The 25,332-nt window shown below is 60.0% G+C and carries 17 protein-coding genes; 13 read left to right on the top strand and 4 right to left on the bottom strand.

Going from position 1 to position 25,332, the window contains the following annotated elements; all coding sequences use genetic code 11:
• Positions 1 to 78 precede the first annotated feature (78 nt).
• The 6 genes from aspA (at position 79) to CKW17_RS10165 (ending at position 11,801) form a co-directional block, all read left to right on the top strand.
• Positions 79 to 1,503 carry an aspartate ammonia-lyase gene (aspA, locus tag CKW17_RS10190; RefSeq protein WP_007912102.1) on the top strand — a complete coding sequence of 475 codons (1,425 nt, stop codon included), beginning with the start codon at positions 79 to 81 and terminating at the stop codon, positions 1,501 to 1,503.
• Positions 1,504 to 2,034: 531 nt separating this feature from the next.
• The gene (locus CKW17_RS10185) at positions 2,035 to 3,483 is read left to right on the top strand and encodes a sodium:alanine symporter family protein (protein WP_095119758.1); all 1,449 of its coding nucleotides are present in this window, start codon (positions 2,035 to 2,037) and stop codon (positions 3,481 to 3,483) included.
• Between the two features lie 170 nt (positions 3,484 to 3,653).
• On the top strand, positions 3,654 to 4,658 hold the full coding sequence (locus tag CKW17_RS10180) for an asparaginase (RefSeq protein WP_095119757.1): 1,005 nt from the start codon (positions 3,654 to 3,656) through the stop codon (positions 4,656 to 4,658).
• 247 nt (positions 4,659 to 4,905) lie between these two features.
• Positions 4,906 to 5,898, top strand: coding sequence for an AraC family transcriptional regulator (locus tag CKW17_RS10175; RefSeq protein ID WP_095119756.1), 993 nt, complete (start codon positions 4,906 to 4,908; stop codon positions 5,896 to 5,898).
• 127 nt (positions 5,899 to 6,025) lie between these two features.
• Complete coding sequence (locus CKW17_RS10170) at positions 6,026 to 7,057, top strand: histone deacetylase family protein (RefSeq protein WP_095119755.1); 1,032 nt, start codon at positions 6,026 to 6,028, stop codon at positions 7,055 to 7,057.
• Between the two features lie 130 nt (positions 7,058 to 7,187).
• Entirely contained in the window at positions 7,188 to 11,801 is a 4,614-nt protein-coding gene (locus CKW17_RS10165; RefSeq protein ID WP_095119754.1) for a dermonecrotic toxin domain-containing protein, read from the top strand.
• Here CKW17_RS10165 and CKW17_RS10160 read toward each other — a convergent pair.
• Positions 11,758 to 13,311, bottom strand: a complete 1,554-nt coding sequence (locus CKW17_RS10160; protein WP_095119753.1) for a PLP-dependent aminotransferase family protein — start codon at positions 13,309 to 13,311, stop codon at positions 11,758 to 11,760. The two genes, CKW17_RS10165 and CKW17_RS10160, sit on opposite strands and share 44 nt — an antisense overlap.
• Positions 13,312 to 13,403: 92 nt before the next feature.
• Here CKW17_RS10160 and CKW17_RS10155 point away from each other — a divergent pair, with 92 nt between their 5' ends.
• From CKW17_RS10155 to CKW17_RS10145, 3 genes are read left to right on the top strand one after another with little or no spacing between them, the layout of a single operon-like run.
• Positions 13,404 to 14,027, top strand: a complete 624-nt coding sequence (locus CKW17_RS10155; protein ID WP_095119752.1) for an FMN-binding negative transcriptional regulator — start codon at positions 13,404 to 13,406, stop codon at positions 14,025 to 14,027.
• A 10-nt stretch (positions 14,028 to 14,037) separates the two neighbouring features.
• Entirely contained in the window at positions 14,038 to 14,484 is a 447-nt protein-coding gene (locus CKW17_RS10150) for a GNAT family N-acetyltransferase (RefSeq protein WP_095119751.1), read from the top strand.
• Positions 14,485 to 14,496: 12 nt separating this feature from the next.
• On the top strand, positions 14,497 to 15,168 hold the full coding sequence (locus tag CKW17_RS10145; protein ID WP_095119750.1) for a GNAT family N-acetyltransferase: 672 nt from the start codon (positions 14,497 to 14,499) through the stop codon (positions 15,166 to 15,168).
• Positions 15,169 to 15,269: 101 nt separating this feature from the next.
• On the opposite strand, the gene CKW17_RS10140 is transcribed toward CKW17_RS10145, so the two are convergent.
• On the bottom strand, positions 15,270 to 16,169 hold the full coding sequence (locus tag CKW17_RS10140; protein ID WP_095119749.1) for a homocysteine S-methyltransferase family protein: 900 nt from the start codon (positions 16,167 to 16,169) through the stop codon (positions 15,270 to 15,272).
• Positions 16,170 to 16,282: 113 nt separating this feature from the next.
• On the opposite strand from CKW17_RS10140, the gene CKW17_RS10135 reads away from it, so the two are divergent.
• Both CKW17_RS10135 and CKW17_RS10130 read left to right on the top strand, forming a co-directional pair.
• On the top strand, positions 16,283 to 17,104 hold the full coding sequence (locus CKW17_RS10135; RefSeq protein WP_095119748.1) for an ABC transporter substrate-binding protein: 822 nt from the start codon (positions 16,283 to 16,285) through the stop codon (positions 17,102 to 17,104).
• Positions 17,101 to 17,937 carry an amino acid ABC transporter permease gene (locus tag CKW17_RS10130; protein WP_095119747.1) on the top strand — a complete coding sequence of 279 codons (837 nt, stop codon included), beginning with the start codon at positions 17,101 to 17,103 and terminating at the stop codon, positions 17,935 to 17,937. Before CKW17_RS10135 ends, CKW17_RS10130 begins: the two co-directional genes overlap by 4 nt.
• A gap of 32 nt (positions 17,938 to 17,969) precedes the next feature.
• Here CKW17_RS10130 and CKW17_RS10125 read toward each other — a convergent pair whose 3' ends face one another.
• Both CKW17_RS10125 and CKW17_RS10120 read right to left on the bottom strand, forming a co-directional pair.
• Positions 17,970 to 18,248: a helix-turn-helix domain-containing protein gene (locus tag CKW17_RS10125; protein ID WP_095119746.1), complete on the bottom strand. Its 279-nt coding sequence runs from the start codon at positions 18,246 to 18,248 to the stop codon at positions 17,970 to 17,972.
• Positions 18,245 to 19,597 (bottom strand): HipA domain-containing protein, encoded by a 1,353-nt coding sequence (locus CKW17_RS10120; RefSeq protein ID WP_095119745.1) that lies wholly within the window; start codon positions 19,595 to 19,597, stop codon positions 18,245 to 18,247. Before CKW17_RS10120 ends, CKW17_RS10125 begins: the two co-directional genes overlap by 4 nt.
• Before the next feature lie 228 nt (positions 19,598 to 19,825).
• Here CKW17_RS10120 and CKW17_RS10115 point away from each other — a divergent pair, with 228 nt between their 5' ends.
• Positions 19,826 to 22,783, top strand: a complete 2,958-nt coding sequence (locus CKW17_RS10115; protein ID WP_095119744.1) for an autotransporter domain-containing protein — start codon at positions 19,826 to 19,828, stop codon at positions 22,781 to 22,783.
• Positions 22,784 to 22,982: 199 nt separating this feature from the next.
• Positions 22,983 to 25,160 (top strand): autotransporter domain-containing protein, encoded by a 2,178-nt coding sequence (locus CKW17_RS10110; protein WP_095119743.1) that lies wholly within the window; start codon positions 22,983 to 22,985, stop codon positions 25,158 to 25,160.
• Positions 25,161 to 25,332: the final 172 nt, after the last annotated feature.

Genomic DNA, 25,332 nt, shown 5'->3' with positions numbered 1-25,332 from the left:
TTGGCCCAAAATTTCCCACAAGCCTAGCATTCGCAGCGTTCCGGCACAGACCGGGTCCATATCGAGATGATTTCTATCATGTCCTCCGCTGCATCTTTCCGCACAGAAAACGACCTGCTTGGCGCCCTCGAAGTACCGGCTCAAGCGTATTACGGCATCCAGACCCTGCGAGCGGTGAACAACTTCCGTCTCTCCGGCGTTCCGATTTCGCATTACCCGAAACTGGTTGTCGGCCTGGCAATGGTCAAACAGGCCGCTGCTGACGCCAACCGCGAGTTGGGTCACCTGAGCGAAGCCAAGCACGCTGCCATCAGCGAAGCCTGTGCCCGATTGATCCGCGGTGATTACCACGAAGAGTTCGTGGTCGACATGATTCAAGGTGGCGCCGGTACTTCCACCAACATGAACGCCAACGAAGTGATCGCCAACATTGCGCTCGAAGCAATGGGTCACCAGAAAGGCGAGTACCAGTACCTGCACCCGAACGACGACGTCAACATGGCGCAGTCGACCAACGACGCCTACCCAACGGCCATCCGCCTGGGCCTGCTGCTCGGTCACGACACCCTGCTGGCCAGCCTCGACAGCCTGATTCAGGCGTTCGCGGCCAAGGGCAAAGAATTCGATCACGTCCTGAAAATGGGCCGTACCCAACTGCAAGACGCCGTGCCGATGACCCTCGGCCAGGAATTCCGTGCCTTCGCCACCACCATGGGCGAAGACCTGGCCCGTCTGAAGACGCTGGCCCCGGAACTGCTGACTGAAGTGAACCTGGGCGGCACCGCTATCGGTACCGGCATCAACGCCGACCCGCGTTATCAAGCGCTGGCGGTACAGCGTCTGGCCCTGATCAGCGGTCAACCGCTGGTTCCGGCGGCCGACCTGATCGAAGCGACTTCCGACATGGGCGCCTTCGTGCTGTTCTCCGGCATGCTCAAGCGCACCGCGGTGAAGCTGTCGAAGATCTGCAACGACCTGCGCCTGCTGTCCAGCGGCCCACGCACCGGCATCAACGAAATCAACCTGCCAGCGCGTCAGCCAGGCAGCTCGATCATGCCCGGCAAGGTCAACCCGGTGATTCCGGAAGCCGTGAACCAAGTTGCATTCCAGGTCATCGGTAACGATCTGGCGCTGACCATGGCAGCTGAAGGCGGCCAACTGCAGCTGAACGTGATGGAGCCACTGATCGCTTTCAAGATCTTCGACTCGATCCGCCTGCTGCAACGCGCCATGGACATGCTGCGCGAGCACTGCATCGTCGGCATCACGGCCAACGAAGCGCGCTGCCGTGAACTGGTCGAGCACTCGATCGGTCTGGTCACCGCACTGAACCCGTACATCGGCTACAAAAACGCCACCCGTATCGCCGGCCTCGCTCTTGAGAGCGGCCGCGGCGTGCTGGAACTGGTGCGCGAAGAAGGTCTGCTCGACGAAGCCATGCTCGCCGACATCCTGCGCCCGGAAAACATGATTGCTCCGCGTCTGGTTCCGCTCAAAGCCTGAGCCGACGCGTTACTTGTAGCACCGCTCACCAGGTCGAGGGACTAGACACCTCTCACCTTTTGAGGGCTTGGGGATTTAGTCCCCAAGCCCTTTTTTTTAACTTTGTGACCCTGAGACCCGTATGTCTGGGGACTGAACAATGTGGGAGCGAGCCTGCTCGCGAAGACGGCGGCACATTCAAAAACGATGTGTCTGCAATACCGCTTTCGCGAGCAGGCTCGCTCCCACACAGAGCAGTTCCTGCACAAGCCCGGCGCCGGTAACGCCGGGTGTTTCAAAGCCTCGTTTCGTCGCTTGCACCACTACCGTGCAGACGGGCGCGTCACTGATCGGTATAGTGCCGCCCCTCTTCGCGTGAGCGGTCGTCGGTAACGAGGCCATAACCCATGCGAAACCCGAACTAATAACAAACCCGCGAAATGGAACCGGACGAAACCTTCGCCTCACCCGTGGTGCCGCGCGCACACCGGTGTAACACGATGTTTCTTCCATCCAGTATTTGCTTACACAATAAACAGCGAGGAAAAATCCATGCTCGAAGTCATTAACGACTTCCTCTCAGGGAAAGTACTGATCGTGCTCATTGTCGGGCTCGGTAGCTACTTCACGATTCGCTCGCGTTTCGTTCAATTGCGCCACTTCTTCCACATGTTCGCGGTGTTCCGCGACAGCCTCAAGGGCAGCGCCGGGCAACTCAGCTCGTTCCAGGCCCTGATGCTCAGCCTTGCCGGCCGCGTTGGTGCGGGCAACATCGCCGGTGTCGGCATCGCCGTGACACTCGGTGGTCCAGGTGCGGTGTTCTGGATGTGGGTAACCGCACTGGTCGGCATGTCCAGCAGCTTCTTCGAGTGCACCCTGGCCCAAGTCTACAAGCGCGCCGATGGCGACGGCCTGTACCGTGGCGGCCCGGCTTACTACATCCAGCACGGCCTGAAACTCAAAGGCATGGCGGTGGTGTTCTCGGTCCTGCTGCTGGTCACCTACGGCTTTGCCTTCATTGGTCTGCAGTCGTACACCGTGACCCACTCGCTGCAGAACGCCTTTGAATTCAACCCACAACACACCGGTATCGTCCTGGCGGTGCTGCTGGCTATCACCTTCATCGGCGGCATCAAGCGTATCGCCTCGGTGTCCGACCTGCTGGTGCCGATCAAGACCCTGGCCTATATCGGCGTGACCCTGTACGTGATCGGTACCCAGATCGAACACGTGCCAGCCATGCTGGAAACCATCTTCAAGAGCGCTTTTGGTCTCGACCCGGCCTTTGGCGGTCTGCTTGGCAGCGCCATCGTCATGGGTGTGAAGCGTGGCGTGTTCGCCAACGAAGCGGGCCTGGGCAGTGCGCCGAACGTCGCCGCCGTGGCCGCCGTGAAGCACCCGGGCGCTCAGGGCGTGGTTCAGGCTTTCAGCGTGTTCCTCGACACCTTCGTGATCTGCACCTGCACCGCGCTGCTGATCCTGCTGTCGGGCTTCTACACCCCGGGCTTCGAAGGTGATGGCATCGTCCTGACCCAGAACTCGCTGGCCGCTGTGGTCGGTGACTGGGGTCGCATGTTCGTCAGCGTCGCGCTGTCGCTGTTCGTCTTCACCTGCATCCTCTACAACTACTACTTGGGCGAAAACAGCCTGCAGTTCCTCACCCGCAACCGCGCCGCGCTGATGATTTTCCGCGGTTTGGTGCTGGCGCTGGTGGTCTGGGGTTCGATGCAGGACCTGTCGACCGTGTTCGCCTTCGCCGACATCACCATGACCTGCCTGGCCTTCGTCAACCTGGTGGCCCTGGCCATGCTGTTCAAGGTCGGCATGCGTGTGATGCGCGACTACGACGAGCAGCGCCGCGCCGGGGTCAAACAGCCGGTGTTCGATTCCAGCAAATTTGCTGATCTGGATCTGGACCTGAAGGCCTGGCCGACCAACCCGCCGGCAACAGCGGGCAAGACCGAAGCCGAGCCGCAAGGCGTACCTGCAGCGCAACGCTGACAGGTGAATGACGGGCGCATCCCCAGCGCCCGTCAGTTATTGTGATGCAATAACTTGTAGGAGTGAGCCTGCTCGCGATAGCGGTTCATCATTCAACATTTATGTTGGCTGAAAGACCGCTATCGCGAGCAGGCTCACTCCTACAATGTCATCTCTTGTGGAGACCTCAGATGATTGCCAATTCCTACCCCGCCGCCCAACACGTCATGGTGCTCTACACCGGTGGCACCATCGGTATGCAGGCCAGCGCCAATGGCCTGGCCCCGGCGTCCGGTTTCGAAGCGCGGATGCGTGACTACCTGCACAGCCAGCCTGAACTCGTCTTGCCGCAGTGGCGCTTCCGTGAAATGTCGCCGCTGATCGACAGCGCCAACATGACCCCGGCCTATTGGGAGCAACTGCGTGAAGCGGTGGTCGATGCTGTTGATGTGCAAGGCTGCGACAGCGTGCTGATCCTGCACGGCACCGACACCCTGGCTTACAGTGCGGCGGCGATGAGTTTCCAGTTGCTCGGCCTGCACGCCCGCGTGTGCTTCACCGGCTCAATGCTGCCGGCCGGCGTTACCGACAGCGATGCCTGGGAAAACCTTGGCGGCGCACTGGTTGCCCTCGGCCAGGGTCTGGCACCGGGCGTCCATCTGTATTTCCACGGCGAACTGCTGGCGCCGACCCGTTGCGCGAAAGTGCGCAGTTTTGGCCGTCATCCGTTCAAGCGTCTGGAGCGTCAGGGCGGCGGTGTCAAAGCGCCTTCGATTCCAGCGTCGTTGAACTACAACCAACCGAAGCAACTGGCCAAGGTCGCCGTGCTGCCGCTATTCCCCGGCATCAGTGCCGAGGTGCTCGACGGACTTCTCGCCAGCGGCATTCAAGGTCTGGTGCTGGAGTGCTACGGCAGCGGTACAGGGCCGAGCGACAACCCTGAGTTTCTGGCAAGCCTTGGCCGTGCGCGGGATAACGGCGTGGTCGTGGTTGCGGTCACGCAGTGTCATGAGGGTGGCGTCGAGTTGGATGTTTACGAGGCTGGCAGTCGTTTGCGCGGTGTTGGCGTGCTGTCCGGCGGCGGCATGACTCGCGAAGCAGCGTTCGGCAAGTTGCATGGGTTGCTGGGTGCAGGGCTGGATACAGGTGATGTCCGCCGGCTGATCGAACTGGACTTGTGTGGTGAGTTGCTCTGAGCAAGGCTCTGGATCGGCCCTCACCCTAGCCCTCTCCCGGAGGGAGAGGGAACTGACCTTAGTGTCTTGCGCTATACGCCGACCTGAAAAAAGTGTCGATTATGGATTCGGCACAGTTTTTTCACGTCGGCGTATCTCTTCAATATCCCCCAATCGGCCCCCTCTCCCTTTGGGAGAGAGCTGGGGTGAGGGGCTGCTGCGGCATGCAACTTGCTGCGTTCCAGCCATCTCAAGGCTGGAAGATCCCATGCTTCACTCCCACCTCACCACCCTCAACGCCGTCTCGCTGATCCTCAACACCTTCAAAGCCGAAGGCCTGTCGAGCGAAGCGCTGCTGGCCGGCAGCGGCATCAGTGCGGCAGATTTGCAGCGCGCCGACACCCGCATCACCACCAATCAGGAGATGCAGGTTTGCGCCAATGCCGTCGCGCTCAAGCATGACATCGGCCTGGAACTGGGTCGGCGCATGCACGTTTCCTGCTACGGCATCCTCGGTTACGCGCTGCTTACCTGTGCCACCTTCGGTGACGCTTTGCGTCTGGCGATCCGTTATCCGGCGCTACTGGGAACACTTTTCGAGCTGAGTCTGGAAGATGACGGCGAGCGCGTCTGGTTCGTCGCCGCCGATTATCGCGAGAGCCCGGCGATGGCGGTGTTCAATGCCGAGTTTTGCCTGGTTTCACTGAAAGTGATTTGCGATGACTTGCTCGGGCATCCGTTGCCCTTGCGCGCGACGCGGTTCGAGCACGCCGCGCCGGACTACCGCGACAGCTATGCCGAACACTTCAGCTCACCGTTGCACTTCACCGCCAAGGACAACGCCTTCGCCTTCGACCGTCACTGGCTCGATCAACCGCTGCCGCTGGCCGATCTCATCACCCATCAAGCCATGGCCGAACGCTGCCGCAAGCAGAACCTTGAGTTCACCGGGCGCCAAGCGTGGCTGGGGCGGATTCGTCAGTTGCTCAGTGCCCAACTGAATGCCGCACCGGGGCTGGAAGGTCTGGCGCAACAGATGAAGTGTTCGCCACGTACCTTGCGCCGGCATCTCAAGGACATGGGCAGCAGCTATCAGGAGTTGCTCGACGAACTGCGCTTCGAGCGAGCCAAGCAGATGTTGTGTGAGGATCAACTGCCGATCTACCGCATCGCCGAAACCCTAGGCTTCAGTGAGACCGCCAGCTTCCGCCATGCCTTTGTACGCTGGAGCGGCGTGGCGCCGAGTCAGTTCAGGGCCTGAAGCAGGGGCGAATTTCGGTCAGTGTTTTTGGCCATATCCATCCCCTTTTGGCCTTTCCTGCCGTTCTCCGATTCGCCGCCCGCCGCAACACTGACAACAACCGAATCAGCCCTGCGGAGAACAACAAATGCTGACGATCTACTCAGACGATCACCACCTGCACCATGGCCGTTGCGAATTGATCGATGGCCAGCTCAAGCCCTGCTTCGAGATGCCATCGCGCGCCGACCATGTGCTGCAAAGGGTGCAGCAGCAGAACCTCGGCCCGGTCGAAGCGCCGAAGGATTTCGGTCTGGAGCCGATCGCGCGCATCCACAGCCGCGAGTACCTCGACTTCTTCAAAGGCGCGTGGGCGCGCTGGACGGAATTCAACACCGACGGCGATCTGCTGCCCTACACCTGGCCGGCGCGCACGCTACGTGCAATCAAACCGACCAGCCTGCACGGCCAGCTCGGCTATTACAGCTTCGATGGCGGCGCACCGATCACTGCCGGCACCTGGCAAGCAGCGTATAGCGCAGCGCAAGTGGCCTTGACCGCGCAAGCCGAAATCCAGCGCGGCGCGCGCAGTGCCTTTGCGTTGTGCCGGCCACCGGGACACCACGCTGCCAGCGACTTGATGGGCGGCTATTGCTACCTCAACAACGCCGCCATCGCCGCGCAGGCCTTCCTCGATCAGGGCCACCAGAAGGTCGCGATCCTCGATGTCGACTATCACCACGGCAACGGCACCCAGTCGATCTTTTACGAGCGTAGCGACGTGTTGTTCACCTCGATTCACGGCCATCCGGAAGCTGAGTTCCCCTTCTTCCTCGGGTACGAAGATGAACGTGGCGAAGGCGGCGGTGAAGGCTTCAACTTCAACTATCCGCTGCCTGCCGGTTCCGCCTGGGATGCCTGGAGCGCGGCACTGGATCAGGCCTGCGATGAAATCGACAGCTACGGCGCCGACATCATCGTCGTCTCGCTGGGGGTCGACACGTTCAAAGACGATCCGATCTCGCAATTCAAACTCGACAGCCCGGACTATCTGGCAATGGGCAGGCGCATTGCCGCCCTCGGCAAACCCGTACTGTTTGTAATGGAGGGCGGTTACGCGGTGGAAGAAATCGGAATCAACGCAGTGAACGTACTTGAAGGTTTCGAAAGCGCGCAGTAACCCGAAAACAGCTGAGGACCCGCGCTCGCGGGTCTTTTTTTGCCCGCAAGATTTATGTACCGCACACCGCCAAGACGCGACCTCTACCTTGCCCTGATATGAATCTCTCTCGTCAGATCAGGAATGGCTCATGCCCGATTTTCCCCTCCCCAATACCATTGATGTAGTGACCCAACTGATGACCGGCCCCTCGTTGCGCGAGGTCGCCTCGAAAACCCTGCAACCGGCACTCAAGACGCTGTATCCGACGCTGAACATTGATCCGCAACAGGCCATGGTGGTGACGCCGTCCTGGTTCTACGAGGGCGGGCGCATCGTCCCCGGCCGCGAGCAGATCGAATCGCTGACCGATGCTCTGGTACGGCTCACGCTGAACGGAACCACCGTGACCTACCTCGATGCAGAGCACTTTCTGACGTTGCAGCCCGGCAGACTGGCGATCCAGTTACCGGTAAAGATCGACGCCGTCGGCCGCCTGCTCAACGAACTCGCGCCCCTGATGTTCGTGGCCTTCAAAGAACAACATATTGCTTATTGGGGCGCATTCACCGCTGCGCATCAGCCACGCTGGCAGCAAATGTCGGACGCTCTGCGCAACGTCTGGAATGTCAGCGCCCGTACTGGCTGGGACACCGATCAACTGGCCATGGCTCAGGCTGTTTTCAAGGTCCCGGACAAGCACCAGCGTTTGCCCGCAGACCCCTACAAGACCCGCGCCTGCCTGATTGACCTCGATCAGAGCCAGGTCGCAGACGAAGACAGCAGTCACCTGACCCTGCTGGACAGCGCCGTACTGATCGGCACCGTCGGGCAGCGCACGATGATCCTGACGTATTCAGTGATCCATGGCTTCCAGAGTTTCGATTCGCTGGATGAACTCGGTGAAGCACTGCCGCGCAAGTACTGGCAACGCACCCCTGATCGCGGGCTCAAGTGGCGGCTGGTGGAACCGCAAGGCAACTTCTTCGACCACCAGGCCTGCACTCTGATCGCGCTGGAAGGCGACGCGCTCGGCGAGATCAATTTCTTCGAAGGCCCGACATTCAATCTGCCCTACCCTCACACCGGTCGCCCCCGGCGACCACCGCCAGGCATCAAGCCCCATGTCGACCGTCTGCGCCCGATGCTGCCTGCCTGGCTGGACAACGCCGCGCCCGCCGATCAGGCCGCTTTCAGTCGTTACCTGTTGGACCTGACGGTGTTGCAGCATTCGCACAAGGGTCGGTCGTTTCAGGCACAGGTCGTCAGTCTGCAGACTTTTACTCGCGAGGCCCTGACGCGGCAGATTCTCAAGGAGCACCCGAGCGCGGGCGAGGTGAAAATCGACGACATCGAGATCAGCATCGCCAGTCTTGAGGTTTGGGGCACATTCGTCTTGCCGGGCCAGATTCAAACCAGGAGCCTGTCGCTGACCGAGCTTGCCCTGCAAAACCTGGCAGGTCTGCCGCTGGGCAATAAAACCGTACGCTACAAGGACGACAGTGCACTGCCGGACTGGATGACCGTGGCTTATGTCGAGCGACTGGTGAGCACCGTCGACATCGGCAAAACCTACCCCGCACACCTGAAGAAGCTGCTGATTGACGATGCCGTGCAAGCGGCTGCCTTGCAGAAGCTTTACACCGGTCAGTTGGCTCTCGAACTACCGTTGCTGGCACTGCAAAACAAGATTCGTGGAACAGCAGGTATCGACGAGCAGGGTTACCGATACGTGGTCGCCGTCCTTGACGACCGTGCCGAAGCGCGTCAAGTCGATGGGCAAGAAATCGTCATCCGGCCACTGGCGTTCGTAGCCCATCGCACAAGTTCAGCGGCCGACACCGTGACCAACATGTTCGTCATCGGCCCGCGCGACGCAAGCAAGGGCCCCTGCGTGCTTTATCGGCCGCTGTTCGACATGGCACTGATTCAGTACCCCAGTCACGCCAACCTGCTGTATTCGATCCGGCATTCACGACACCTGCGCGAGTCGGTACTGGCCTGGTTGCCGGACGATGTGCGATTCAATTACAGCCAGTTCGTGTTCACCGCTAAATTGCCGTCGGTGTGGACGATCCCGCAACTGTTGGTCAACCCGCTCACCTCAATCGATATGTCCGGCCCCGTTGCCCTGGGTACTGCCGTCATCGAAAGTGACATCCTGGCGACCTTGCACACCACCAACGCTCAGGCTGTCATCACTCAAGCCGACCGCCAGTCTGTCTCCAACGCGGAGGCGCGTTGGGCCACACTCAAAAGCGGCGGCTGGATGCTTTTCAATGCGGCACTGCCGTTTCTGGGCCGCAGTGTCGGCACGGCGGCATGGATCTGGCAGATCATGGACGACTTGCAGGAGATCAGCGACGTCGCCAATCAAGAGTCCGGCAAGTTTGCCTGGACGGCGCTGGCCGATATTTTCCTCGCGCTGGGCATGGTGCTCGCTCATCGCGCCGCGGTCGGCGACGCGCCCCCCGCCGAATCAGCCTATGTGGAACCAGAGGAAGAGGCGCAGGCAACAACCCCACGCCCGGCGCCGATCAAACCGTTGCGCTTGCCCGACGTCACCCGTACCGAGCTGCCCGCCGCCCATGAATCCTCGGTCAACGCCATGGCCGCGCTACTGCGCTCGCCCCTGGCGCTGAAATCCCTGCTCGACCGTTTCAACGTCGAGAAACCAGAAGGGCTTGGTGATGCCGCCAGTACCGGTCGACATCAACACCTCTATGCACATCAGAACAAATGGTACGCCCCCGTCGGCAAACGCTGGTTTGAGGTTGCGATCAATGACAACGAAGATGTGCAGATCATCGACACGCGTATGCAATCGCTGATATCCGGCCCCTTACTCACCCGCAGCACCGGCGGTCTATGGGTGGTCGACCTGCGCTTGCGCCTGCGCGGGGGCGGGCTGCGCAATCGCCGCAAGGACGCCAAGAGCAAAAGCGACAGGCAAGCGAAAAAACTGACCATCGACCTCAAGGCTTTCGACTTGACGATGGAGGACAAACAGAACCGACTCGATCAAGCCCACAGCGCAATGCTCTCGGCTCAGCCACAAGCCCTGGCAGCGGCACGCCAGCAGTATCTGGACACCCTCGATGCGCAGAGCAAGGACTACGGCGCGAACATCGAGAAGATCAAGGCATTGAACCTCGCGCAGGACATTCCCAACTATCGCACGACCATGATCCAGCGGTTGGAGATGCAATTGTTTCTTGGCCAGGAGTGGCTCAGCCAGCATTCCACCGACTATCAAGCCAATGTAATGACGACGATGGCGATGATTGCGGACGACACCCGCGTCGAGCGGCAGGCCTTTATCCAGGCCTGTGAACAAATGACCGATCAGACCCAGGGCATCATCGACAAGATCGAGTCGGCGCATAGCCGATTCCGCGAGCTCGAACTGCTTGGCAGGGACGCCGTGGAAACCCTGGCCATTTATCGAAAAGCGCTGCCGGCCTACGATTTGAATGATCTCAAGCTGTTGCAGATCAGCCTTGGCCAAGAGATTTGCATCAAGCCCGGCGAAACAGCAATCCGCGCCGATGCGCAGCAGACACTGGAAACGCTTATTGAAGATGCTGCGCTGAATATTCAGAGTTCACTGAACCTGACCGCTGACGAAAGCCTGAGCAATCTGCGCGAAAGAATCGACGCCCTGAGCAATGTCTCGGAACAGTTTGCCGCTGTGGATCAACGCTTTGCCGATTTCGCCGTAGAGTTTCCCGAGCAGATTCAGTCGGCTCGACTGGGGCACGTGCGCACTCGAGTGATCGAGTTCAAGGCGCAAACGGATGTGCGACTGGCGGATCTGCTGCGTAACAAACACTTGCTGGATCCCCAGCCCGGCCCATCGAGGCCGTCTTCGGCCTCGGCCTCCAGCCGAAAAATCATCAAGACCCGATTCAAAGGCACCCTGGTCGGCGAACGAAAAAAGAGTATTGATGGCCACGACACCGACCTGGTTGAAGTGCGCAGCGAACTGACCGGGGTAATCGCTACGTTTCATGAGAAGACGCCGGGGGAGTGGGTCGAACACGGCACGACGCCATCGCCTCCTGCCAGGCCCAAGGCCAGGCCGAATCTTAAAACCAGCATTGAGGAGGGGCAGGCGTTGATCGATGGCCTGCCTGCGTTCGAACAGCGTACCGAGGCCCGCATCAAACGCGCGCAACGAATTCCGGTCGAGATTGAAGAGGCCTTTCATAATCATGCTGCCCGCCTGCGCAAGGCCAACGCGGCGATCGATGAAGCGTTGACGGCAAGCAATCTCACTGCCGGCTCGTCACCCGGGACGGAAACCCTTGGTCACGCCCTCAATGATGCCGCGACCCGTCTTTACGAAAAAGGCACCAGCCTGCGCATCAACATGATCAAACAGCAACCGCCCACGGCCGCAGGGGTTGAGTGGCTGAAAAGCCAACGTGAAGTAAACATCACCAAAACCGTTACTCGACGCAGGCTGAAAAAACACGCCAACGACTTTCTCGACGAATACGAAGTACGCGATGCGAAAACCGACAAGGTCCTGTGCTATGCGCACTTTCACTATCAAAGTGTCGACGCCCCGCTGACACCCATCGGCGCCGCACACATGAAAACCGTGGCACAGCGTCGCCTCGGTGGTGCATATGACTTGCGCGGCTTGAACAATCAGCAAGTGATCGAAATTCATCGCAGCGAGATTCTTTCAAGCCAACTGGCCGAAAGCGTGTTCTTCACGCCCGCCAAGCCTGATGTAACCGGGTCAGCGCCGCTTTGATCGCCGGCTCAGGGACAGCGGCAAAACCCAGCACCAGCCCGGCACGCTGGTCCAGAGGCGTGGTGGAATCGGGCAGCCAATAGCTGCTCAAGCCGTTGATCTCAACATCGACACGAGCAGCTTGCGCGATCAACTGCTGCTCGCGTTCGATGCTGTCAACGGCCACGGTCAGATGCAGCCCGGCCGATACCGCGGGTAAATCGCCCACACCGGCAATGGCTGCCGGCCAACCGTCGAGCAAGGTGTTGCGACGGCTCAGGGCGGCGCGGCGCATGCGCCGGATATGCCGCTGGAAATGCCCGGCCGCCATGAACTCGGCCATCACCGCTTGGGTACTCACCTCGGAATGCCGGACATCCACCGCCCGGCGTTGCGAGAACGCATCGACCAACGCCGGGGGCAGCACCAGATAACCGAGGCGCAATGCCGGGAACGCGACCTTGCCGAAAGTGCCGACATACAACACGCGTCCCTGTCGATCGAGTGCCGCCAACGGTGCCAGTGGTGCACCGGTGTAGCGGTACTCGCCATCGTAGTCATCCTCGACGATCCAGCCTTGGCAACGCTCGGCCCAGGCGAGCAGTTCAAGACGTCGCGCCAGGCTCATCACCACGCCGGTCGGGTACTGATGAGAGGGCGTGACATAAGCCACGCGACAATCCCCAGTGGCCGACAGCGCAGCGCAATCCATACCCTCGTCATCCACGGCAATACCGTGCAAACGAGCGCCTGCCACGGCGAACGCATGACCGGCCGCACGGTAGCCCGGATTTTCGATCGCCACACCGTCGCCCGGCTCCACCAGCAACTGTGCACAAAGGCTAATGCCCTGCTGTGCGCCGCTGGTGATCAGAATTTGCTCAGGTGAACACTGCATGCCACGCGAACTACGCAGATACGCCGCGATCATGGCGCGCAAACGCGCATCGCCGGACGGATCGCCGTAACACAGTTGCTCCAGATTCGGTTTGCGCCAGAAAGCCGCATTCAGCTTGGCCCATACCTCGAACGGGAACAGATCAAAGGCCGGAACACCGACCCGAAAGGCTCGCGGTGGACCGCTCGGCGGCCGGGGCAAATGGTTCTTTTCGATACGCGAAAAGGTCCCGCTGTGGATAACTTTACTGGATGGAATCACAGGTGAATCCAGCCAATTTGTGGATAAGGCTGTGGGTAAGCCTGTTGAAAACCCTGTGGATACTTTTGTGGATAATTTTTTCGGCGAGGCTGCTACCGGCATCAATTGCGCGACATAAGTGCCATCGCCGACCCGCCCCTCGATAAACCCTTCGGCATACAGTTGATCGTAGGCGCGCACCACGCTGTTGCGGGAAATCCCCAACGCCGCCGCCAGATCGCGACTGGCCGGCAACCGCGTGCCACTCGCCAGCCGCCCGTCCAGTACCCGCAGGCGCAACGCCTGATATAGCTGGCGACTCAAACCCTGGCGGCGATCAAGCTCGATACCTGCAGGGTTGAAGGGCATGGACAACGTTGGCGAATCGGGCATGACAATGGACCTATGAAATTGGTCATCAATGGCTCTTACAACAGACCAATAGCCTGCCTACGATGCAGGCATTCGCCAAGGAAAATCTGTCCATGTACACGCCACGCGCCTTTGCCATCGAAGACCTGTCCCAACTGCACGAACTGATTCTCGCCACCCGCCTCGCCATTCTGGTGACCCACGGCGAAAACGGCCTGCAAGCCAGCCATGTGCCGGTGCTGCTGCATTGCGAGCAAGGCGATTACGGCACGCTGTACGGGCACCTGGCCCGCGCCAATCCACAGTGGAAAGACTTGCGCGACGGTGCCGAAGCCATGCTGATCTTCGCCGGCGCCGATGCCTACGTCAGCCCGGGCTTTTACCCGAGCAAGGCCGAACACGGCAAAGTCGTGCCGACCTGGAACTACATCGCCGTGCATGCCTATGGCCACGCCGAAACCTTCAGCGACGGCGGGCGCCTGCTCGACATCGTCAGCACCCTCACCGACCGCCATGAAGCCGGCCGCGCACAACCGTGGTCAGTTGCCGATGCGCCTGCCGATTACATCGACGGCATGCTCAAAGCGATTGTCGGTTTCGCCATTCCCATCGACCGCCTCGAAGGCAAACGCAAGCTCAGCCAGAACCGCAGCGCCGAAGACATTGCCGGCGTGCGCGATGGCCTGGCGGCCAGCCCGGAAATCAATGATCAAACCCTCGCCCGATTGATGCGCTAAGGAAATCTCCATGAGTCAGATCGACATTCGCCCGGTCAGCGCCGCCGACCACGCCGCGTGGCTGCCGCTGTGGCAGGCTTACCTGCGTTTCTACAACACCGAACTTCCAGACGCCGTGACCGACAGCACCTGGCAGCGTTTCCTCGACCCGAGCGAACCGACCCACGCAGCATTGGCGTGGGCCGACGGTAAAGCCGTGGGCATGGTGCATTACATCTACCATCGCTCGAACTGGAGCATCGAAAACTCCTGCTACCTTCAAGACCTGCTGGTGATACCCGAAACCCGTGGCACTGGCGTCGGCCGTCTGTTGATCGAACACGTTTACGCCACAGCCAAGGCTGACGGCTGCTGCAAAGTGCACTGGCTGACCCACGAAACCAACGCCACCGCGATCCAGCTCTACGAGCGCATCGCTGAACGCCCGGGCTTCATCCAGTTTCGCAAAGCCCTTTAAGGAGACGCACGCATGACCGCTTCACTCGCTGACTGGAAAGGCGTCCCCGCCCCCACCGCCACATTGCTTGAAGGCCGTTTCATTCGCCTGGAAAGACTCGACCCGGCGCGCCACGGCGACGAGCTGTTCGCCGCCCTCGAAGGCCCCGGCGCCGACCCGAAACTCTGGGATTACTTGCCCTACGGCCCGTTCCCGGAACGCAGCGTTTTCGACGCTTGGCTGAACAACCACGCGGCCGCCAGCGACCCGTATTTCTTCAGCGTCGTTGATCGCGCCAGCGGTCAGGTACAAGGCATCCTTAGCCTGATGTCGATCGTCCCGGCCCAGGGCCGTATCGAAATCGGCCACGTCACCTTCGGCGCGCCAATGCAGCGCTCGCCGAGAAGTACCGAAGCGGTGTACCTGCTGGCCAAACACTCCTTCGACCTCGGCTACCGCCGCCTCGAATGGAAATGCAACAACGGCAACGCCCGCTCCAAATACGCCGCAGAACGTCTGGGCTTCAGCTTCGAAGGCGTGTTCCGCCAGCATATGGTGGTCAAGGGGCAGAACCGCGATACCGCGTGGTACTCGATTCTGGATAGCGAGTGGCCGACGATTGCGGCAGGTTTCGAGCGGTGGCTGTCGGATGAAAATCAGACGCCCGACGGGCAGGTCAAAGGCTTGGTTGAATGCCGATCGTGATTACCTGAAAAGCAAAAAATCGCAGCCTGCGGCAGCTCCTACAGGGTGAACGTCAATCCCATGTAGGAACTGCCGCAGGCTGCGATCTTTTGATCTGTTGTTCACCCCAGCTTTTGCGCCAGCACCGCAATGTGTTCCGGCCCGATCCCGCAGCAACCGCCCAAATGGCTGGCGCCACGCTGCTGCCAATCAATTGCCCAATGCAAGTAACCCGGCGGATCCAGATCCTCGCGTAGCGGATCGAGTCCGTCATTGGCGGTAGCTTCTTTTGGCTGCGGCGGAAACGCATTGGCGTAAGCACCAATGTGAATCTTCACCCCCAGACGCTCGAAGGTTGCACGCGCGGCATCAATCGCGGCACCGATCACTTCTGGCTGACTGCAATTGAACAACAACGTCTCGACACCCAACTCAGCCGCCACCGCCGCGGCTTCGGCGACAGGCTCTCCAGAGCGCAGGCGCGGCACTTCATCGGTGTCTTCGTCCTTCAAGGTGAACGACAACCAGAACGGTTTGCCATCCTTCGGCAACCCGGCGTGAATGGCGCGCGCCTCGATGATCGAACTCTGGGTTTCCGCCAGCCACAGATCAACGTGCGGTGCCAGGCCATTGACCAAGGGCGCCAGCAACTCGGTCACTCGTGCGGCCTCGAACAGATCCGGACGATAAGAGCCAAACAGCGGCGGCAATGAGCCGGCCACCCGCACGGATTTCCCCGAGGCCTGCACCGCACGTCGCGCCAGCTCACCGGCCAACGCGGCCAGCGCCTGCCCTTCGGCGGCGAAACGTTCTTCGCCAATATGGAACGGCACCACGGCGTAACTGTTGGTGGTAATCACATTGGCGCCACTGGCGATATAAGCGGCATGCACCCCCTCAACCGCTTGCGGCGCCTCGCTCAACGCCAGCGCCGACCACTCCGGCTGACGAAATGGCGCCCCGGCGCGCTGCAACTCACGGCCCATGCCGCCATCGAGAATAATCGTGCTGCCTGCGCCCATATGCTTTTCACTCATATGCTTATGAAAATAACTCACTATCAGAGTCGTTCTTATAACTATTTAATACGCACCATTCCGTTAAAAACAACTTCTTTTTTACCCAGGGATCGACTGTGAAATTTCAACCGCTACTGGCCCTGGGCCTGACGATTCTGGCCGCCTCCACTCAAGCCTTTGCTGGCGCCACGCTGGATCGTATCGAGCAGAAAAAACAGCTGGTCGGTGTGCTGATGGAAAGCTATCCACCGTTCTCGTTTCTCAATGACCAGAACCAGCTCGATGGCTTCGACGTGGACGTCGCCAAAGCAGTGGCTGACAAGTTGGGCGTCAAGCTGCGACTCGAAACGCCGTCGTGGGACGTCATTGCCGCCGGCCGCTGGAGCGGGCGTTACGATATCTGCATCTGCTCGATGACGCCGAGCAAGGCCCGCGCCGAAGTGTTCGATTTCCCGGTCGAGTACTACGCCTCACCCGCCGTGATCGTAGTCAACGCCAAGGATGAGCGGATCCACGACGCCAAGGATTTGAGTGGTAAAAAAGTCGGCCTCACCAGCGCGTCCAGTTACGAAAGTTATCTGAACAAGAACCTGGTCATCGAAGGCGCCGAAGACACGCAGTTGCAGTACCCGTTCGACGATGTGCAGATCGCGCCATACGATACCGACAACGTCGCCTTCCAGGACTTGGGCCTGGGCGCCGGCGTACGCCTGGATGCAATCCTCACCAACCTCGTCACCGCGCAACCACGTCTGAACCAGGACAAACGCTTCAAACTGGCCGGCGCGCCGCTGTATTCGGAGCCGAACTCGGTGGCCATCGAAAAGGGCGACGCGCAATGGGACGCCAAAGTGCGCGAGGTGTTCGCGCAACTGAAACAGGACGGCACCCTGAGCAAGCTGTCGCAAAAATGGATCGGCGCTGATATCAGCCAATGACTTCTTTCCCGACGCCTCCCCAGCCACCGCAACCGGTGGCTGAATCACGCCTGCAACGGCTGTTCGGGTTTCGTACGCGGCTGTACCTGACCTGGGCAACGCTGTTCTGCCTGTTCGCCGGGTTCTTCCTGAGCTTCGACCTGAAGTTCTCGATCATCCTCGACAAACTGCCCAATCTGGTTGGCCTGCACCTGGCGCCCAACGGCTTCTTGCAGGGTGCAGCGCTGACGCTTTTCCTGTGTCTGTGCTCGATTGTTGCCTCGTCCCTGCTGGGCTTCATCACGGCATTGGCACGCCTGTCGAAAAGCGCCGTGGCGTTCGGCATCGCCAGTTTTTACACCTCGTTCTTTCGCGGCACACCACTGCTTATCCAGATTTTGCTGATCTATTTGGGCTTGCCGCAATTGGGCATCGTGCCTGGCGCCATCGTCGCGGGCATCATTGCCCTGTCGTTGAACTACGGCGCCTATCTCAGCGAGATCTTCCGCGCTGGCATCCTCGGGGTCGACCACGGCCAGCGCGAAGCTTCGCTGGCCTTGGGGATGCGCGAGACAGTGATTTTCTGGCGCATCACCCTGCCGCAAGCCATGCGCACGATCATCCCGCCCACGACCAACCAGTTCATCTCGATGCTCAAGGACTCGTCACTGATTTCGGTGATGGGCGTCTGGGAAGTGATGTTTCTCGCTCAGTCTTATGGGCGCTCAAGCTACCGCTACATCGAAATGCTGACGACGGCGGCGATCATTTACTGGCTGATGTCGATTGGCCTGGAATTGATTCAGGCGAAAATGGAACGTCATTATGGAAAGGCATATGTGCGGCGGAGCTAGGGCGATCAGCACATTGCGGGCTGCGTCGGATTTTAATTGGTCTCTCGGCGTACCCGCACGACGCCCATTTTCAGGCCAAACGGACGAAACACTGCATTCAACGATTTAAGTGTCTGGTTGCCCTCGCCGTGTTCGATATGTACCAGCGTACGTACCGATATCTTGCACATCTTGGCAAACTGGGTCTGATGCAGCCCCGTCACTTCCACGCGCAAACGGCGAACGGCCTCACCGATCTCCAGTGTTCCTTGCGCGAGAGCCTCTTGAATGCTTTCGATGAGCACCGTGCGCTCAGCTACCGTCATGCTCATTGCAGATCCCACTTTTTCAAGCGTTGCTCCAGATTTTTCAGATGAATGCCTGGGTGATTCATTGTTTTGTCGGGCAAACCACTGGCCGTCAGTATGTCGGGCAGCGCCGCCAGACGTTGGGCATCTTCGCGCAGTCGTTCGAATAGAGCCGGCGCATCACACAGCGCAGCCAATGGGTCATCCGGTTCAGCAATATCCGCCAACGCACGGCACACTCCACGCCAATCGACGTCTCCCGCTCGCTCTAGATCTCTTGGCCACTTGGTCGTACGGGTCACGCCTTCGTCATCCATGACCATAGGCGCCAGGTCATAAATCGGCGCTAGGCGAAAGGTGTTTGCCTGGCGAATGATCGCGGTGTTACGTCCATGGTTATCCGAATTACCAAGGATTTTGTTGATCAGATCCCGGCGTAAGTAGTCCGTCACAAGAGCGGGTATCTGACTGGCCTGCCCTGCTCTGCGCCAGAGCCCGGCGAGCATGTGGATGACCTCCATATGGTTCATCGCACTTCCCGGTGTCGTCACTTGAGCCAGCGAGTAAATCGATTCGACAGCCAAGCGGCTTACCTCGCCATCGCTCACCTTGCGATCAAAACGCTGCATCCACAAACTTGGCTTGTTCGCTTCTTCCAGCGCCAAGCCTTCGGCCGCGATCGTTTCAATGCCGAGTTTCTGAAGCGCCTTGTAGTAATGGAATTCGCTTCGCAGGATGTCTTGATCGGTCAGACCGCCTCTGTTTCGGGCAAATTTCACAAACCAGTGCTGTCTGACTTTATCGTCATCCAATACGGCATCGGGATACAGGAGACCAGCCTTGTTCTCGGCCAATAAAAGCTTCGGCGCTTCACCACCCGCGCCGGTAGCTCCACCGATTGCCGCACCCAGCTCATAGGCATATTCGAGAAAGCGGTTGTCACGCTGGATCACATCCTCACGCTTGAATCCGATTGGCTTGCGCTCATCGATCACCTCAGCCGACTCTTTTATGCGCATATTGCCGATGGGGGCTGGCGTGCTGCGACCGAGCAGATATAGATCGGCGCTGATGTTCGCCGGTTTTTCTTGACCTAGACGTGCAAGCAAAAAACGTTTGGCTGCCCCGGCGGGGGCAATGTCGTGCACGAATGCCGGCGTTTTGGAACGATGTCCGTCCCAATCCAGTGGGTACAACGCACTGACGGCCTTGGAAAACGGAGAGCCCATGGCTTCAATATTTTCAGCAAGGTAGGTCGTCTCGTAACCAAAACTGCAGCGACTCTCGAAACCCTTCTCAGGATCGTCGAAGCTCAGAATCATCGCGTCTTGCCATTTACCCGCCGTGAATATCTGTAAGGTCAGGTCGTACATGTTTTCCCACCTGCATTTAAATGCATTTCAACAGAGCTTTTGTTGCTGATAGATGCAATATAGTGCATTCCAAGTCCACCAGAGCGCCTAAATCTGCAACAAAATGCAGATAAAACCCTGATCATCAAGCTCTGAACGCAAAATAATGCAGATCAGCAACCGACATCATTCTGTAAAAACCCTTCGCTATACAGGACGGCCCGCTTATAACAAGAAGGCCGTACGACCATGCCGTTCCCGCCCCAGCGTCTGTCCCTCGCCATTGCCCTGTTGATCACCGCCACGGCAGCCCACGGCAAAACCGTGCAGATCGACACCGCCACCACCGCAGCACAAACGCTGGGCGGCAGCGACACGTTGACGATTTCGGCGCCGGGCAGCATCACCAACAGCGGCAAGGCCGTGAGCCTGAAAGACAGCACCAGCGGTGTCGGTGTGGTGATCGATAACGCCGGGAAAATCGTTTCCAGCGGTGGCCGGGCCATCGACAGCAGCGGCGACCTGACCCAAGCGCGCAACTACACGATCTACAACCGCAGCGGTGGGCAGATTCTCGGCGCCAACGACGCCTTGCGCATCGACAGCAATTTCGTCAGCGGCAGTTTGGTGATCGACAACAGCGGCGTGATTCGCTCCACCACCGGCCAGGGTCTGGATCTGGACGCGATGCGCAGTGACGGCGTGAAGACCACCATCATCAACCGCGCCAGCGGGCTGATTCGCGGCGACGCCAGCGACGGCATGAAGACCGGCGCCAACGCGACCATTACCAACTACGGCGAGATTTCCACCGGCGATTCGCACAATGCCGACGAGAAATTCGACGGCATCGATATCGATTCCGCGAGCGGTGTCAGCGTGACCAACTACGGGGTAATCTCCGGTGGCCGCCATGGCATCACCACTGATCTCGGCGCGACGCTGATCAACTACGGGCAGATCACCGGCCGCAATGGTTCCGGCTTCGGTTCCGACGGCGATGGCACGGTGATTAACCACGGCACCATCACCGGGGCTTACTCAGGCTTGCAAGCGAACGGTGACGGCGACGGCGTGGACATCGACAAGATCGCCCACATCGAAAACTACGGGACCATTCAGGGCGTCGGCGCCGGCGGTGTGGACAAGGGCGGTTTCGCCAATGGCAGCGAGGGTATCGCGCTGGGTGGCGGTTACATCCTCAACGCCAGCAACGCTTTGATCAGCGGTGCCGACAGCGCCATTCTGGTCGACGATGGCAGCGGCGGTTCGGGACTGGCGGCGACCACGCTGGAAAACTTCGGCACGATTCAAGGCCTCAACGGGTTCGGCGTGAAATTCGTCGGCGAGTTCGCCGACAGCGTCATTAACGGCGGCACGATCAGTGGCAGCAATGGCCTGGCGCTGGATCTGGGCAGCGGCAACGACAGCCTGACCTTGCGCAACGGCAGTCGCTTTGTCGGCGTTGTGGATGGCGGCAGCGGTTACGACCGGGTGGTGATGGATGACGCGGCCGGTGGCAGCTTCGGCGCCAGTCGCAACTTCGAATGGCTGGAGGTCAAGCAAGGCACCTGGACGCTGACCGGCCATGATGATTTCAGCGACGGCGGCGCGGTGCGCAACGGTGCCACACTGGTCAACCAGGGCAGCATCGCCGGCAACCTGACCGTGGATGCCGGCGGTGTATATGCCGGTGGCGGTTCGGTGGGCAGCCTCACTGTCAACGGCACATTGCGCACCGATACCAGCCTCGGTCGCGCAACCATCGTGCGCGATTTGAACATGGCCAGCACAGCCACCCTCGCTTACGGCGTCAATGCCGACGGCAGCAGCGCGCCGGTACAGGTCGGCGGCATCGCCAATCTCAACGGCGCAACCCTCGCGGTGAATCCCGGCAGCGGCACGTATCCATGGCAGAGCCACTACACCGTGCTGCAAGCGGCACAGGTCAACGGCACTTTCGGCACGGTCAGCAGCGACTACGCATTCCTGACGCCGACCCTCGCCTACACGCCTACCCAAGTTGACCTGACCTACACTCGCAACGACGTGGCTTTCAATGAGTTCGCCACGGCCGGCAACGGCACAAACGCCGCCAACAGCCTCGCCTCAATCGGCAAAAACAGTGCGCTGTACAACGCCTTGCTCAATACCAGCCAAAGCAGCGCCGGCGCGGCGATCGAGCAACTGGCCGGTGCCAGCAACGCCAACCTGACCAGCGCCACCCTCGGCGCCAGCAGTCAGGTCGGCAGCAGCATGCTCTCGGCCATGCAGCAAATGGGCGGCAGCCCGGGACTGCTGGTCGGTCTCGATCAGCGTGACACCCCCGTGCTGGCAGCCAATGGCGTGCCGTCCGAGGCGCGCAACCTGAATGACCCGAACGCACGCGGCCGCCTCTGGCTGCAAGGCATCGGCGGCTACGGCAAACTCGATGGCGAGCACGGCAGCAGTGGTCTGGAGCAACGCACCAAGGGCAGCGTGCTGGGCGCCGACTGGTCACTGAACCCGGCGTGGCGTCTGGGCGTACTGGGCGGCTATTCGAAAACCGATCTGGATGCGACCGGCGTCGACGGCAACGTCCAGAGCTGGCACGCCGGCGTCTACGCATTGCATCAGAACGGCCCGATCGCGCTGCGTCTCGGCGCGGCGTACAGCGGCCATCAGGGCGAAAGCAAACGCACCATCGCCTTCAATGGTTTCAGCGACCGCCCGAAAGGCGACTACGACGCCGACAGCCAGCAAGCCTTCGCCGAAGTCGGCTACGCCATGGGCAGTGGCCGCCTCAGCGCCGAGCCGTTCGCCAGCCTCGGTTATCAGCGTTACCACCGCGACAGCTACCAGGAAAAAGGTGGCGCCGCCGCGCTGCAAGTCGACAGCCAGACCCAGGACAACTTCAGCAGTACCTTCGGCCTGCGCCTGGCGCACCTGAGCAGCCTCGACAATGGCATGAGCGTAACGCCGCGCATGGCTGCTGGCTGGAAACACACTTATGGCGATGTCGGCAGCTCGACGCGTCAGGCGTTTGTGACTGGTGGCACGGCATTCAGCGTCGATGGCAGCTCGCTGGATCGTGACAGCCTGGTGCTGGAGGCCGGGCTGGATGTGGGGATTTCTGCGCGGCATACCTTGGGTGTGGGATACAGCGGTGAGATCGGCAGCAACAGCCGCAATCACGGTTTGATCGGGCAGTGGCAGATGAGTTTTTGAGGTTGAACAGGCGGCGCGGTCTTGATTGTTTGTAGGAAAAAGGACCGCTGCGACCGAGTAAAAATCGAGGTAGCGGTTCTCTCGGTCTTTTTCTACAAAACGATCCGATGTCGCCTGCAAGCGTGCGGGAAGCAGCCGACATCGGATTTTTCGGTGCATCAATAGAGTTGAGGTCTCCTGCAAACAGAGGCTCCACTCAATGCCCATTCGACACACGTTCAAACCAAAACACCTGGCCTTGGCCATTTCGCTGGCGCTGGCTTGTGTAGAGCTTGCCAACGCTCAGCAATCCTCTGAAGTCGCTGATTCAACCGCAGTAGTGAATGCCACTGAATTGCCCGAAACCAGCGCTAAAGAAATGGCGCTTGAACGACTCAAGGGATTTCTCACCGACCCAAGTACGGTACCCATCGCTTTTAAAACCCCTGAAGAAACGTTTAAAGGTACCGCTGTAAACGATCTGATCACGCTCACGGACGGCGCAAGCTTTACCGGCCTGCTGGATGGTGGCGGGGGAGATAACGTCCTGTTCCTGGATGCAGCGGCAGGCGGCGAGCTGAAAGACACGCGTAATTTCAACGGCCTGCTCCTCAGCCGGGGCGACTGGACTCTGAGTTCCAGGGGAGACTTCAAGGACGGCGTGCTGGTCAACAGCGGTAGCGCTTTGACCAACCTGGGGGGCATCAAGGGCGACGTCTATGTCGAAAGAGGTGGCAGCTTTGCCGGTAAAGGTGTGGTGGGAAGCCTGGAGGTCGCCGGCCTGCTCACCGTCAATGGGGTACTCGGCAGCCCGCGCGTGAAAGGCGACTTGCGCTTGTCCCCAACCGCCGAACTGGCTTATGAGGTCACGCCCAGTGGCAGTCAAACGATCAAGGTCGATGGCACTGCCAGGCTGGAAGGTGCAACCCTGAACGTCGTTGCCGTTCCAGGGGAGTATCCGCAAAGTCGCCAGTACAAAATCATCGAAGCCGGCAAGGTAGAAGGCGAATTCGGCAATGTCCTTAACAACCTCGCCTTTATGACCGCCACACCTCAATACAACAAAAAATCCGTCGGGCTGACTTACGCCCGTAACGGTGAGCCGCTTGCGAGCGTTGCCACGACAGACAACGCTCGTGCCGCTGCCGAGGGCATTGTCGATCCAACATCACCTGCGCCATCATCGACACCAACGCCATTGACGGCGTCTGCACCAGCTCCAATTTCTGTTCCTGTTCCGACTTCAGCGCCGACTCCCATTGCAGAGTCCGTCCCATCGCCAATGCCGGACGAACCTCTTACTGCGCAAGTTAACGAGTCCGCCGAACAGCCCGCACCTGCGCCAATAAAACCTGCAAACGCAGCAGTCGCCGCGCTTCTGACCAGCGACAAAACCACCGCACCGGTCGCCCTCGAACAACTCGCCGCCGGCAGCAATGCCAACCTCGCCAAAGCCACGCTGAGCAGTATCACTCCGGTGAGCGCGAGCATGCTTTCGGCCATGCAACAACTGAATAGCCGTTACGGTTCTGCCTACAACTCCGGCAACTCACCGCGTCAGGCCGCCGGCGCTGCCGATTCAGGGCGCGTGTGGATTCAGGCGCTTGGCCATGGCGGCAAGGTCGACCGCGACTTCGACAGCACCCTCAAACACGCCACTCAAGGTCTGGTCATGGGCGCCGACTGGCGGCTCGATGAGCAATGGCATATCGGCCTGGTCGGTGGTAAATCGCAGACCAGACTCGACGCCCGGCAATATGAGGGCGACCTCGACAGCTGGCACCTCGGTGCCTATGCCGTGCGTCAAGACGGACCATTTTCACTGCGTCTCGGGGCGACCTATGCCAGCCATGACGGCGACAGCAAACGTCGCGTGGCCTTCAACGGCTTCAGCGATCGCCTCAAGGGCAACTACGACGCCAACACTCAGCAAGCCTTTGCCGAACTGGCGGTCAATGTTGGCCGGCACAACGCGACGCTCGAACCGTTCGCCAGCGTCGGGTATCAGCGCTACCAGCGCGACAGCTACAGCGAAAAAGGCGGAGATGCGGCGCTGAAAGTCTTTGGGCAAACCCGGGACAACCTCAGCAGCACCTTCGGTCTGCGCACGGCAAAAATCAATCGGCTGGATAACGGCATGACGTTGACGCCGCGCTTCAGTGCCGGCTGGAAACACACCTTTGGCGAGATCGAAAGCGACACCCGCCAACAATTGGTCAAGGGTGGCAAGCGCTTTGAGGTTGCCGGTGCCGCGCTGGATCGCAACAGCCTGGCCTTGGATGCAGGCATTGATCTCGGGCTGTCTGCCAATCACACGGTCGGTGTTGGTCTCACCGGTGAGATGGCCACTGACAGCCGCACTCACGGTGTGATGGGCCAATGGCGCATGGCGTTCTGACGGATTGAACATCGTCACTGTGGGAGCGAGCCTGCTCGCGAATGCGATCTGTCAGTTGAATAAATATCGACTGACACTCCTCTTCGCGAGCAGGCTCGCTCCCACATAGGTCTCATGTGATGCAGACAAATTCCGCATGAAAAAAAAGGGGAGCACATGCCCCCCCGAGGTT

It is taken from the genome of Pseudomonas sp. Irchel s3f10, from assembly GCF_900187515.1.
Lineage (GTDB): Bacteria > Pseudomonadota > Gammaproteobacteria > Pseudomonadales > Pseudomonadaceae > Aquipseudomonas > Aquipseudomonas tensinigenes.
Note: the sequence above shows the minus strand (reverse complement) of the source record. Positions and strands in the feature narration are given on the sequence as shown.

Excerpts from the sequence above, each read along its gene's own strand:
- CKW17_RS10175 (WP_095119756.1), top strand. The coding sequence starts at position 4,906 with ATGCTTCACTCCCACCTCACCACCCTCAACGCCGTCTCGCTGATCCTC.
- CKW17_RS10180 (WP_095119757.1), top strand. The coding sequence starts at position 3,654 with ATGATTGCCAATTCCTACCCCGCCGCCCAACACGTCATGGTGCTCTAC.
- CKW17_RS10165 (WP_095119754.1), top strand. The coding sequence starts at position 7,188 with ATGCCCGATTTTCCCCTCCCCAATACCATTGATGTAGTGACCCAACTG.
- CKW17_RS10125 (WP_095119746.1), bottom strand. The coding sequence starts at position 18,248 with ATGAGCATGACGGTAGCTGAGCGCACGGTGCTCATCGAAAGCATTCAA.
- CKW17_RS10145 (WP_095119750.1), top strand. The coding sequence starts at position 14,497 with ATGACCGCTTCACTCGCTGACTGGAAAGGCGTCCCCGCCCCCACCGCC.
- CKW17_RS10155 (WP_095119752.1), top strand. The coding sequence starts at position 13,404 with ATGTACACGCCACGCGCCTTTGCCATCGAAGACCTGTCCCAACTGCAC.
- CKW17_RS10120 (WP_095119745.1), bottom strand. The coding sequence starts at position 19,597 with ATGTACGACCTGACCTTACAGATATTCACGGCGGGTAAATGGCAAGAC.
- CKW17_RS10170 (WP_095119755.1), top strand. The coding sequence starts at position 6,026 with ATGCTGACGATCTACTCAGACGATCACCACCTGCACCATGGCCGTTGC.
- CKW17_RS10140 (WP_095119749.1), bottom strand. The coding sequence starts at position 16,169 with ATGGGCGCAGGCAGCACGATTATTCTCGATGGCGGCATGGGCCGTGAG.
- CKW17_RS10160 (WP_095119753.1), bottom strand. The coding sequence starts at position 13,311 with ATGCCCGATTCGCCAACGTTGTCCATGCCCTTCAACCCTGCAGGTATC.
- CKW17_RS10130 (WP_095119747.1), top strand. The coding sequence starts at position 17,101 with ATGACTTCTTTCCCGACGCCTCCCCAGCCACCGCAACCGGTGGCTGAA.
- aspA (WP_007912102.1), top strand. The coding sequence starts at position 79 with ATGTCCTCCGCTGCATCTTTCCGCACAGAAAACGACCTGCTTGGCGCC.
- CKW17_RS10185 (WP_095119758.1), top strand. The coding sequence starts at position 2,035 with ATGCTCGAAGTCATTAACGACTTCCTCTCAGGGAAAGTACTGATCGTG.
- CKW17_RS10110 (WP_095119743.1), top strand. The coding sequence starts at position 22,983 with ATGCCCATTCGACACACGTTCAAACCAAAACACCTGGCCTTGGCCATT.
- CKW17_RS10115 (WP_095119744.1), top strand. The coding sequence starts at position 19,826 with ATGCCGTTCCCGCCCCAGCGTCTGTCCCTCGCCATTGCCCTGTTGATC.
- CKW17_RS10150 (WP_095119751.1), top strand. The coding sequence starts at position 14,038 with ATGAGTCAGATCGACATTCGCCCGGTCAGCGCCGCCGACCACGCCGCG.